The following is a 10,446-nucleotide window of genomic DNA, read 5'->3' as shown; positions in this document are numbered from 1 at the left end:
GCTAGGCCGTGTCTGACAAATCCCGCCTGGCGCCCTGCGGGCGGACGGCGGTATTTGTCAGACACGGCCTAGCGCGGGCCGGGCGACGGGCGCAGGAGGGCGCGGATCGGGTGCCAGGGTTCCGGGGCGACGGCCTCATGGGTGCGCCAGAGGAGGCCGTCGGGGTGGTGGAGCACCGCCGTGACCTCGTCCGGTGTCGGCGGCTCCGCGTTGCCCCGGAGGTACACCGCCCGCAGGCCCAGGTTCCGGAGCCTGGTCAGGGCTCGGGCGCGGTTCGCCGCGTGGACCAGGATGCGGACCGTACCGCCGTCGCCGGCCGGGCTGGGCAGGCCTATCGCCACCACGACACTGCCTCCTGGCAGCTTGCAGAAACCTCCGCCGGGCATGGCGCATCACTCCCCCGTGAGCTCACTGTCAATAACGACTTCACCAGACGCACCTAAACACGATCGGCCGCCGCCCGCTAGAGGGCGACGGCCGATCAGGCTCTGACCTGCGACGATGTGCGCTACTTCGTCGAGGGGCCGACCTTCACCGTGATCGTCCGGCCATTCTTCGGCTCGTTGACGATTGCTATACGGGTGTTCGTGTCAGCAACCTTGACACCGGCGGTCGGGTTGTCTTCGTACCAGTAGACGCCCTTGCGGTCGTCGAAGACCGGGTTCCCCTTGTGGGCACCGATCCGCACCGGCACGTTCGCCTTGTGCAGCGTGAAGGCGTCGCTCCGGAACGTGCTGAAGGTCGAGTCGTACGACTGGATCCGGTTGCGCAGCACCGAGCCGTCCGCCCACTTCATCGTCTTGGCGTTGGCGTCGACCGGCAGGATCAGCCCCTGGCCGGGGTGCTGGCTGGTGTTGTTGTCCTTCTGGGAGGTGTCCCAGAGCCAGACGAGCAGACCGTTCTGGTACGGGTAGTGCTCCACCCAGCCGTCCTTCGGCGCCGTGAAGCCGAAGTTGTACGGGCCGACCTTCAGCGTCTGGTCGTACGAGACGTACTGCCGGTTCTCGGCGATGTAGTACTGCTCGTACTCGTCCGTGAAGGACTCACCGATCCGGGAGAAGCCCTTCGCCGTCCAACCGGCCGCCTCGCTCTCGGCGTTGTCGCTGAACAGCGGCGCGCCGTCGGCCTTGATGACGATCTCGTCGGCCGCGAAGCCCTTGCCGCCCGCACCACCGTCCGTCTGGTAGCGGAAGCGGACGTCGACCTTCTTGCCGGCGTACGCGTCCAGGGCGTACACGAGCTTCTTGTACGCACCCGACGGACCGGTCAGCGCCGGCGCGCCGCTCGCGTCGCGCGCGATGGGCGCGCCGTCAGCGGTGCCGTCCACGGCGGTCCAGTTGGCGCCGCCGTCGGTGGAGACCTCGGCGTACAGGTAGTCGTAGTCGGCCTCGATGTCCCACCAGCCCGAGAGCTCCAGGGACGCCTTGGACTTGCCCGTGAGGTCGACGGAGCGGGTGAGGGTGTTCTTGAGGTCGTCACCCATGTCGCTCCACCACTGCTTGGAGCCCTCGGCGGGCTTCACGACAGTCGTGGTGACCGGCTTCTTCGGCAGCTCGACGACGAGCGCCTGCGGGTTCTTGGTGTTGTACTCGGCGACGCCCAGCTTGTGCGTGGACGCCGTCGCCGCCTTGGCCTTGGTGTAGTTGAGCCAGCCGAGCTGCAGCTTGTCCCAGGCGGTCATGTCGCCGGGGAGGTCTCCGATGCTCTCCTCGCCGGTGCCGAGCCAGGAGCCGGAGGACATCAGGGACCAGAAGCCGGTGGAGTTGTCGCCGCCGCCGGAGGTGTCGTACAGGTCGGGCAGGCCCAGGTCGTGGCCGTACTCGTGGGCGAAGACGCCGAGACCGCCGTTCTCGGGCTGCATCGTGTAGTCGCCGACCCAGATGCCGGTGGTGCCGATCTGGGTGCCGCCGGCCTTGTTGTTCGCCGGGCCGGTCTTGCCCGCGTCGGTGCCGTACGCGTACCAGCGGTGGGCCCACAGGGCGTTCGTGCCCTCGGCGCCGCCGCCCGCGGACTCGTCCTCGCCCGCGTGGACGATCTGGAAGTGGTCGATGTAGCCGTCGGCCTCGTTGAAGTTGCCGTCGGTGTCGAAGTCGTAGCGGTCCCACTGGTCGTACTGGGACAGCTCGGCCTTGATCTGCTCGTCGGTCTTGCCCTTGGCCTTCTGGTCGGCGGTCCAGGCGGTGACGCCGTCGCGGACCGCGTCCCAGACGTTGGCGCAGTTGGACTGGCCGCAGTAGTTGGAGCCGTAGCGGGCCTCGTTGTAGTCGACCTTGACCCAGTCGGAGACCGTACCGTCGACCGAGTAGCGCCCGGAGGAGGTGCGCTCGTAGTAGGTCTTCAGCGAGTGCTTGGGGTTGCCCTTGCTGTCCTTGCCCTCGCCGAAGTACAGGTCCTGGAAGTGGGCCTGGTTGAAGTCCTCCTGCCAGGCGGTGGAGTTGTCCACCTTCCGGTCCGGCTTGGCGATCTTGTTGTGGAGCGGGCCGGGCGTGCCGCCGTACTTCTTCACGGGCGGCTTCGGACCGTCCGGACCGTCCGGGTCGACCATCGTGGTGTCGTCGACCTTGTCGCCGAACTCCAACAGGATCGTGAAGATCTTGTCGGTCTTCTCACGGCCGAGCTCGACGTACTTCTTGTCGTCGAGCTTGACGACGTTGGACGCGCCGCGCTTCTGCACGGTCGCGTCGCCGGATATGACCTGCTCCAGCGCCGCCTCGCGCTGTTGCGCCTGCTGCTTGCTGAACGGGCCGTCGAGATCGTGGTCGACATGGGCCTTGCCCTCGGTCTCGCCGGGGGCGTGGCCGGGCGCCGGGTCATGGCGCTCGATGCCGGCCGGTGCCTGGTGGTCGTCGGCCTGAGCCATCGTGAAGGCCGAAGCCGTCGCGCCGGTCGTGGCGAGCGCCACGAGCACCGCGGACGCTCTGACAGCCCGTCGTCTATTGGTCACTTGAAGGTGTCCTCCCCCGCGCCCGCGTTACCCGCGGACCAAGGATGTGGGGTGGATCCGCGCGCGGCTGCGCGTCACAAGTGACGACATTCGACCGGAGTTGAGGAAGAAAAGACAGACCTTGACTTGGACACACCAACTGCACTATGCAGTAGCGCATTTCCGATTACCGGACAGACCGTCGCGCGCCGCACGCGCACCCCACGAACCCCTCGCGCACGGTCAACAGGCGCATACCACCGTCCAGTTGGCGGAACACATGACTCCATGCGCCCCCCGTGCACCGGTACCGTGGGTTAGGTCACGCTTACTACCGGTTCCTCTCGGGCATTCAGCGTCGTAGAGTCGCTAGACAGTGCGACCCCGTGCGAGACACCCCCAGACACCCCCGAATTGATGCTCCGAGGGACGGAAACCGCCATGCCGCGTCCGACTGCCGCACAGCTCGCCTACGGTTCGGCCACCGTCGTCATCTCGACCGTCGCCATGCTGCTCCTCTCCCGCACGACCACGGGCATCGGCGTCGCGGTCATCGGAGTCGCCGCGCTCGCACTGGGTCTGCTGGTCGCCGTGACCGTGCCACTGCCCGCAAAGGCGAAGGCGGCGCGCACGGTCCGTACGAACCGTGCCGCCGCCGTCGGCTCCGCCGCCCAGGACGCCGCCCGGGTGACGGCCGCCCGCACCCACGCGCGGGCCGGGGCCGAGCCCAGGCTCGGCCAGCACTCACTGCGCCGCTGACACCACCACCGTCTTGGCCGCCTTGTCGTGGAGGCCCTGCCGGTACGGCTTGTCCACCAGGATCAGGATGACCAGGAGCAGCGGCCACAGACAGGGGCAGCAGATCAGCTGCGGCAGCCACAGCACCGCGGCTCGCGTGAGCGAGGATCCGGTGTCCGGGGTGGTCCCGTTGTCGAGCATCGCGACCCGGATCTTCATGAGCTTCTTGCCGAGGGTCTGGCCGGACGCCTTCACCATCAGGGTGTCGTAGCCGACGAACGCGATGATCGTGATGATCTGGAACGCCCACTGCCCTCCGGTGTTGACGTTGGCGACCCAGTCGTCGATGTCGTCGGACGCGTCCGTCACTCCCTCGTAGATCCCGAACGGGATTCCGATGAGCGCGAGCGGGATGAGGACGATCAGCCAGTCGATGACGCGGGCGGCGATGCGCTTGGCCGGATCGGCGAGCGGGGGCATACCGCCCAGGGGCTCGCCGCCGTACGGGCCGCCGCCGTAGGCGTTCGGATCGTACGGGGGCGGGGTGCCGTACGGGGATCCCCCGCCGGGTGGGGGCTGACCGTACGGGGAACCCCCTCCGGGCGGGGGTTCGTGCGGGTCCGGCGGCTTCTTCCGGAAGGGGTCGTCCTCGGGCGGCGGGCCGGGCGGCGGCTGGTCGTTGCTCATGGGGGCAGTGCAACCCGCCCGGCGGACCCCCGCAACGGCTCATGCGCCGTACGGGGGACCGTACCGCCAACAGGGCGTCAGCCGGACACGAAGGTGCGTGCCACCTTGTCGTGCCAGCACTGCCGCCACGGGCGGTCGAACAGACACCACAGCGCGTTCACGACCCCGATGACCAGCACCCCGAGGATGCCGTACACCAGCCAGCGGCGCAGCGCGGCGCCGAACGCCGGGGGCTCGTGCGCCTCGATGTCCCGCACTTCGAGGCCCATCAGCTTCTTGCCGAGCGTAAAGCCCCACTTGGCGGTGGGCAGCGCCTCGTAGAGCACCCCGAGCACGAGCAGCGCGGCGAGCGCGATGCCGAACTGCGTGGCCGTCGTGCCGTCGAGCAGCCAGACGGTGACCGTCTCGCCGGACATCTTCGCCGCCTGGATCTTCTGGTCGATGTGCGTCAGCGCCTTGGAGACGAACGGCGTCGATACGGCTCCGACCAGCGCGCCCAGCACGACGCTGTCGATCAGCCGGGCCACCAGCCGCTTGCCGAGCCCGGCGGGGCGGGCGGCGGCCTGGGCCTGGGCGGCCTGCAGGAAGGGGTCGTTGACCGGGGGCTTCCAGGGCAGGACCGGCGGCTCCTCCGCCGCCTGCGGCCCGGACTGGGCCAGCTGGTGCACCTGCTGGGGCCAGGACGCGGCACCACCACCGGCACCGGGGCTGACGGGGGTGGCAGCGGCTGCGGCCGGGGGCTGGTGCCGGGCCGGTGCGTGGGGCTGGACCGGTGCCTCGGGCTGGGGCTGTTGCTGGGCCGGGACCTGCCCGGGGACCTGCGGCTGCGGCGGTGACTGCGGCTTCGGCTGGGACCGCTGCGGGGCGAGCGCGCGGATCGTCATCGTGCCGTCGGCGGGCGGCGTCGCACCCACGTTGCGCACGCCCGGCAACGCACCGCCGGTCGGGTCGGGCTGTGCACCGGCGGGCGTCCCGGCGGAGCGGGCGGGCTGGCCGGCCCCGGAGGCCCAACCGGCGGCGGCCTGGTCCGTCGGGGCGCCGCCGGCACGCGGGTCCGGCTGCGCGGCCCTGGGCGCGGCCGACGCGGGGGTGGAGCCCCAGCCCTCGGCCCCGGCCGGGGCCGAGGAGCGGTCCGCTCCCGGCGCACCCGCCGCACGGGGGTCCTGGGGCGACGAGCCCCAGGAGACACGGCGGTCGCGGTCACCGCCGAAGCCGCTCTGCTGGGCCGCGTCCGCCTGCCAGGCGGAGGCGGGCTCGGGGGCGGGGGAGGCCGGCGGCTCCGGGTCCTCGTCCAGGAAGACCGGGCCGGTCTCCTCCACCGATGCCACCGATGCGGCCGATGCGGCGGCGGCCGGACGCGCGGCCGAGGGCGGCGGCGTCGGCATCGCCTCGCCGTCCTTCGGTGCCGGCCTGCTCGTACCCGGCACCCAGGCCGAACCGTTCCAGTACCGGATATAGCCCGGAATGGACGGGTCTGGATAAAAGCCGGGCGTGGGGCTGCCGTCGCCGGTCGCCGGGGTTGGGGCGCTCATCACCGTGGTCCCGTATCTCCTGGAGGGGCATGGGGGGCATGGATTGAAGGGTCCACATCTATCAGACCGCCGCGCGGCCCCGGGCCCGTCCTGCCTTAAGGACCACTTTCCGGTAACGCCGACCGCGACCGCCACCGCCGTGCGCGGGGCGTCGTCGGGGTCGTCAAAGCCACCGAAGTCACCCAAGTCACGTGAGCCACCTGAGAACTTCTTGGCGGAAGTCACGTAATAGACGGCGGGGAAGGCGCTCTCTCCCTGTGTGGCCCGCTCCCGGGCCTCGTACCAGGAAAGGAAGTCGCACTCTCATGCACACCGTGGTCGAACGCGAGCTCGAGCTCAAGCTGGTGCTGTCGCCGGAACGCAGCATCCCCGTACCGGCAAGGCTGACCTACCGCACGGACGATCCCTACGCCGTCCACATCGCCTTTCACATCGGTTCCGAGTACCCCGTGCACTGGACGTTCGCCCGCGAGCTGCTGGTCGAGGGGGTGTTCCGGCCGTCCGGGCACGGCGACGTCCGGGTCTGGCCGACCAAGATCGAGGGGTGCGGCGTCATCCTGATCGCCCTGACCTCGCCGGACGGCGACGCGCTGCTGGAGGCGCCCGCCGCGCAGGTCTCCGCCTGGCTGGAGCGGACGCTGCGGGTGGTGCCCCCGGGGAGCGAGGCGGAGCAGCTCGGCATCGACGAGGCGCTGGCGGAGCTGCTCGTGCCGGCTCCGGGCGGCCTCGTGGGCGGCGGGCGGGCCGACGAGCTGTATCTGCGGGATCCCTGGCCGTCGGACGAGTCGCAGGAAGGCGAGGCGTAGGGGCGTACGGGTCAGGCGTAGGTATGGGTGATGAACTCGATGGAGTGTCCGTCCGGGTCGTCGATGTACACCCCGCGGCCTCCGAAGTGGTGGTTGATCCGCTGCGGCTCGGCGTGCACCGGATCGGCCCAGTACGGAAGCTCGCGTTCCTGGATCCGGCCGAAGATCTCGTCGAACTCCTCCTCGGAGACCAGGAACGCCAGATGCTGGGAGACGATCTCGGTCTCCGCCCGCTCGTCGAGGTAGTCGAGGGTGACGCCGTTGGCGAGCGGGACGCTGGCGAAGGGGCCGAAGGGCTTGGGCTCGGGTGCGTCGATCAGCTCGGTGAGGAAGCGGGCGCCGACGAAGCGGTCGCGGCTGTGGACGATGGTGTGGTCGAGTGTTGCGGGCACGGTTCCTCCTTCTTCCGTACGCCCCACGCTAGGCGGACGGCGAGGTCCGGACCATCCGGCATTGGTCCTGGTCCGAACGTCGCAGTCCCCGTCTCAGCCCGTGTCGCAGAGGGCGCGGAGGTCCCGGAGATCCCGGAGATCCCGCGGGTCTCAGAACAGCTTGCCGGGGTTGAGGATGCCGAGCGGGTCGAAGGTCTGCTTGATGCCCCGCTGCAACTCGACACCCACCGGCCCGAGTTCGCGCGCCAGCCACTCCTTCTTCAGTACGCCCACCCCGTGTTCGCCGGTGATCGTGCCGCCCAGCTCCAGGCCGAGCGCCATGATCTCGTCGAAGGACTCGCGGGCCCGCCGGGACTCGTCGGGGTCGTTCTGGTCGAAGCAGACGACGGGATGGGTGTTGCCGTCGCCCGCGTGCGCGCAGACGCCGATCGTGAGGTCGTACTTGTCCGCGATCGCCGCCGTGCCCTCCAGCATCGCGGCGAGCTTCGAGCGCGGTACGCAGACGTCGTCGATCATCGTCGCGGACTTGACGGTCTCCAGCGCGGTGAGCGACATACGCCGCGCCGCCAGGAGCATTTCGGACTCGGCCGCGTCCTCGGCGGGGACGACCTCGGTGGCACCGGCCCCGGTGCACAGCGCGCCGACCGCGGCCAGGTCGGCGGCGGGGTCGGGGGTGTCGAAGGCGCACAGGAGCAGGGCCTCGGTGGTCTCGGGGAGCCCCATGCCGGCCATGCGGTTGACCGCCTGGATGGTCGTACGGTCCATGAGTTCGAGGAGTGAGGGCGTGTGGCCGCGCTCCATGATCGCGCAGACGGCGTCGCAGGCGGCGGAGGCGGAGGCGAACTCGGCGGCGAGGACGAGCTGCTGGGGCGGCTGCGGGCGCAGCGCCAGAACGGCTCGGACCACGATGCCGAGGCTGCCCTCGGAGCCGACGAAGAGACGGGTGAGGTCGTATCCGGCGACGCCCTTGGCGGTGCGGCGGCCGGTGGTGAGGAGCCGGCCGTCGGCGAGGACGACGTCGAGGCCGAGCACGTACTCGGCGGTGACTCCGTACTTGACGCAGCACAGTCCGCCGGACGCGGTGCCGATGTTGCCGCCGATGGTGCACGTCTCCCAGCTGGAGGGGTCCGGCGGGTAGTAGAGACCGTGCTCGCCGACGGCGCGGCTGAGGGTGGCGTTGATGACGCCGGGCTCGACGACGGCGATCCGGTCGACGGGGCTGATCTCCAGGAGGCGGTCCATCCGTACGAGTGAGAGCACGATGCATCCGTCGGAGGCGTTGGCGGCGCCGGACAGTCCGGTGCGGGCACCCTGCGGGACCACGGGGACGCGCAGCGCGGTGGCGGTGCGCATGACGTGCTGGACCTGCTCGACGGTGCGCGGCAGCACGACGACGGCGGGGGTGCCCGCGTCGCAGAAGCTCGCCATGTCGTTGGCGTACGAGGCCGTGACGTCCGGGTCGGTGATCACGGCTTCGGCCGGCAGGCCGGTACGCAACTGTGCGATGAGGTGTCGGGGGTCCGGGGCCTGTCCCCCGGGAGAATGCGGCATGATCCCAGACTGGCACCGGGGGCCATCGGTGTGAACCCGCCCGCGTTCCGCGTCGCGGCCCCGGGTGTGCTCTTCGTATCGGCCGACGGCTGGCGCACAGTGAGCGCCATGAGCGCCACGAAGACGCGATACGCGCCACACGTCAGGAATGCCGCGATCGGCACGCTGGTGGCCGGTGCGCTGGCCGCGGGGGTCGTGTTCCTCGGCCCCGAGAAGAGCGCGGGGCCGCCGCCCGCGGCGGGGCCCGCGGGTCGCGCGATGCTGGCGGCGGACGCCGGGGCGCCGGCGTCGCTCCCCGAGCTGTCGAAGCTGATCCGGGACCGCGAGAAGTGGCTGAAGGAAAGCCCCGACGACGGCCGTTCGTGGGCGCTGCTCGGATCGGCGTACGTGGCGCGGGGGACGCTGCTCGGCGACTGGGAGTCCTTCCCGAAGGCGGAGACGGCGCTGAAGAACTCTCTCGCGGTGCGGCCGGGCGCGAAGGCCAATCCGGAGGCCCAGCTGGGGATGGCGGCGCTGGCGAACGCGCGCCGCGACTACCCCGCGGCCAAGCGGTGGGCGGAGGCTGTGCGGGCGCAGGCGCCGAAGCGGTGGGCGACGTACGCGGTGCTGAGCGAGACGTACGGCGGACTCGGCGACTACCGCGCGGCCGCGCAGGCGACCGAGCAGCTGCTGAAGCTGCGGCCGGACACCGCGCGGGCGCTGGGGCGGGCGGCGGAGGCGTACAGCGACCGCGGCTGGCGCGAGGACGCGCTGGAGAAGGCGGACGAGGCACTCGCGCGCGCGACGAACCCGGCGGAGAAGGCGGCGGCCCAGCACCGGCTGGGCGAGCTGGCGTGGGAGCGGGGCGAGCCGGCCGAGGCGGTCGGCCACTACGACGCGGCGCTGCGGATCGACGCCGGGCACCATGCGGCGCTGGCGGGCCGGGGGCGGGCGCTGGCGGCGCTGGGCCGTACGGAGGAGGCGCTGCGGGACTACGCCACGGCCGTGGAGAAGCGGCCGCTGCCCCAGTACGCGCTGGAGGCGGGCGAACTGTTCGAGTCGCTGGACCTGGACGGGGACGCGCAGGGCCAATACGACCTGATGCGGGAGCGGGCGACGCGGGCCCGGGAGCACGGGGGGAGCGAGGAGCTGGTCCTCGCGCGGTACGAGACCGACCACGGGCAGGCGAAGTCGGCGGTCGTCCGGCTGACGGGCGAGTGGGAGCGGGGGCACCGCAGCGTGTACATGGCGGACGCGCTGGGATGGGCGCTGTTCCGGGCCGGGAAGGAGGAGGAGGCGCTGCCGTACGCGAAGCGGGCGACGGCGCTGGGGATGCGCAATGCGCTGTTCGCGTATCACCGGGGGGCGATCGAGCGGTGGCTCGGGTTGTACGGGCCGGCGCGGCGGCACATCGGGGAGGCGCTGCGGATCAATCCCGACTTCTCGCCGCTGCTGGCGCCGGCCGCGAGGAAGGCCCTCAAGGCGCTGGGGGAGCCGCCGTCGGGCGGCCCCCGCGACGTGACGGGCGACCCGTCGATCCCGATCCCGACGCCGTCCTTGTCACCGTCGGGGTCGGGGGCGGGGTCCCCGTCGCCGTCCCCGTCTGCGTCGGCTGCGGACCCGTCGCCCAGCTGAGGGGCCGCGCCCGGGGTGGGTGGGTGCGGAGGGTGCGGGGCGGGTGGGCGCCTGCGGCGGGCTTCTCTCCCCGCCCCGCCCCTTCCCGCAGTGTCGATTTGCGGCTCCGCCGCGTGGGGGGCTCCGCCCCAGCCCCCGTTGCGGGGGCTCCGCCCCCGAACCCCCGCTCCTCAATCGCCGGAGGGGCTGGTTATGGGGGCCTG

General features: G+C 71.4%; 9 protein-coding genes. 3 read left to right on the top strand and 6 right to left on the bottom strand.

What is annotated here, in order from left to right; translation table 11 throughout:
* Positions 1-68: 68 nt before the first annotated feature.
* A complete protein-coding gene (locus ABT342_RS37275; protein ID WP_351583783.1) occupies positions 69-386 on the bottom strand; it encodes a hypothetical protein in 318 nt (105 codons plus the stop codon).
* A 122-nt stretch (positions 387-508) separates the two neighbouring features.
* Positions 509-2,944, bottom strand: a complete 2,436-nt coding sequence (locus tag ABT342_RS37270) for an immune inhibitor A domain-containing protein (RefSeq protein WP_351583780.1) — start codon at positions 2,942-2,944, stop codon at positions 509-511.
* 420 nt (positions 2,945-3,364) lie between these two features.
* Here ABT342_RS37270 and ABT342_RS37265 point away from each other — a divergent pair, with 420 nt between their 5' ends.
* The gene (locus ABT342_RS37265; RefSeq protein WP_351583777.1) at positions 3,365-3,682 is read left to right on the top strand and encodes a hypothetical protein; all 318 of its coding nucleotides are present in this window, start codon (positions 3,365-3,367) and stop codon (positions 3,680-3,682) included.
* Here the strand turns inward: ABT342_RS37265 and ABT342_RS37260 are convergent.
* Entirely contained in the window at positions 3,668-4,348 is a 681-nt protein-coding gene (locus ABT342_RS37260; protein WP_351583774.1) for an RDD family protein, read from the bottom strand. The two genes, ABT342_RS37265 and ABT342_RS37260, sit on opposite strands and share 15 nt — an antisense overlap.
* A gap of 77 nt (positions 4,349-4,425) precedes the next feature.
* Positions 4,426-5,880 (bottom strand): RDD family protein, encoded by a 1,455-nt coding sequence (locus ABT342_RS37255; protein ID WP_351583771.1) that lies wholly within the window; start codon positions 5,878-5,880, stop codon positions 4,426-4,428.
* A 305-nt stretch (positions 5,881-6,185) separates the two neighbouring features.
* On the opposite strand from ABT342_RS37255, the gene ABT342_RS37250 reads away from it, so the two are divergent.
* Positions 6,186-6,686, top strand: a complete 501-nt coding sequence (locus tag ABT342_RS37250; RefSeq protein ID WP_351583768.1) for an SsgA family sporulation/cell division regulator — start codon at positions 6,186-6,188, stop codon at positions 6,684-6,686.
* An 11-nt stretch (positions 6,687-6,697) separates the two neighbouring features.
* Here the strand turns inward: ABT342_RS37250 and ABT342_RS37245 are convergent, their stop codons facing one another.
* Positions 6,698-7,078, bottom strand: a complete 381-nt coding sequence (locus tag ABT342_RS37245; RefSeq protein WP_351583765.1) for a VOC family protein — start codon at positions 7,076-7,078, stop codon at positions 6,698-6,700.
* A gap of 150 nt (positions 7,079-7,228) precedes the next feature.
* Positions 7,229-8,629 (bottom strand): FAD-binding oxidoreductase, encoded by a 1,401-nt coding sequence (locus ABT342_RS37240; protein WP_351583762.1) that lies wholly within the window; start codon positions 8,627-8,629, stop codon positions 7,229-7,231.
* A gap of 108 nt (positions 8,630-8,737) precedes the next feature.
* On the opposite strand from ABT342_RS37240, the gene ABT342_RS37235 reads away from it, so the two are divergent.
* A complete protein-coding gene (locus ABT342_RS37235; protein WP_351583759.1) occupies positions 8,738-10,243 on the top strand; it encodes a tetratricopeptide repeat protein in 1,506 nt (501 codons plus the stop codon).
* Positions 10,244-10,446 lie beyond the last annotated feature (203 nt).

Source organism: Streptomyces sp. NPDC000410 (assembly GCF_040300305.1).
In the GTDB taxonomy this organism is placed as follows: Bacteria; Actinomycetota; Actinomycetes; order Streptomycetales; family Streptomycetaceae; genus Streptomyces.
Note: the sequence above shows the minus strand (reverse complement) of the source record. Positions and strands in the feature narration are given on the sequence as shown.

What these genes read in the sequence shown, in the direction of transcription:
- ABT342_RS37275 (WP_351583783.1), bottom strand. Translation starts at nt 386, where the DNA reads ATGCCCGGCGGAGGTTTCTGCAAGCTGCCAGGAGGCAGTGTCGTGGTG.
- ABT342_RS37265 (WP_351583777.1), top strand. Translation starts at nt 3,365, where the DNA reads ATGCCGCGTCCGACTGCCGCACAGCTCGCCTACGGTTCGGCCACCGTC.
- ABT342_RS37260 (WP_351583774.1), bottom strand. Translation starts at nt 4,348, where the DNA reads ATGAGCAACGACCAGCCGCCGCCCGGCCCGCCGCCCGAGGACGACCCC.
- ABT342_RS37255 (WP_351583771.1), bottom strand. Translation starts at nt 5,880, where the DNA reads ATGAGCGCCCCAACCCCGGCGACCGGCGACGGCAGCCCCACGCCCGGC.
- ABT342_RS37250 (WP_351583768.1), top strand. Translation starts at nt 6,186, where the DNA reads ATGCACACCGTGGTCGAACGCGAGCTCGAGCTCAAGCTGGTGCTGTCG.
- ABT342_RS37240 (WP_351583762.1), bottom strand. Translation starts at nt 8,629, where the DNA reads ATGCCGCATTCTCCCGGGGGACAGGCCCCGGACCCCCGACACCTCATC.
- ABT342_RS37235 (WP_351583759.1), top strand. Translation starts at nt 8,738, where the DNA reads ATGAGCGCCACGAAGACGCGATACGCGCCACACGTCAGGAATGCCGCG.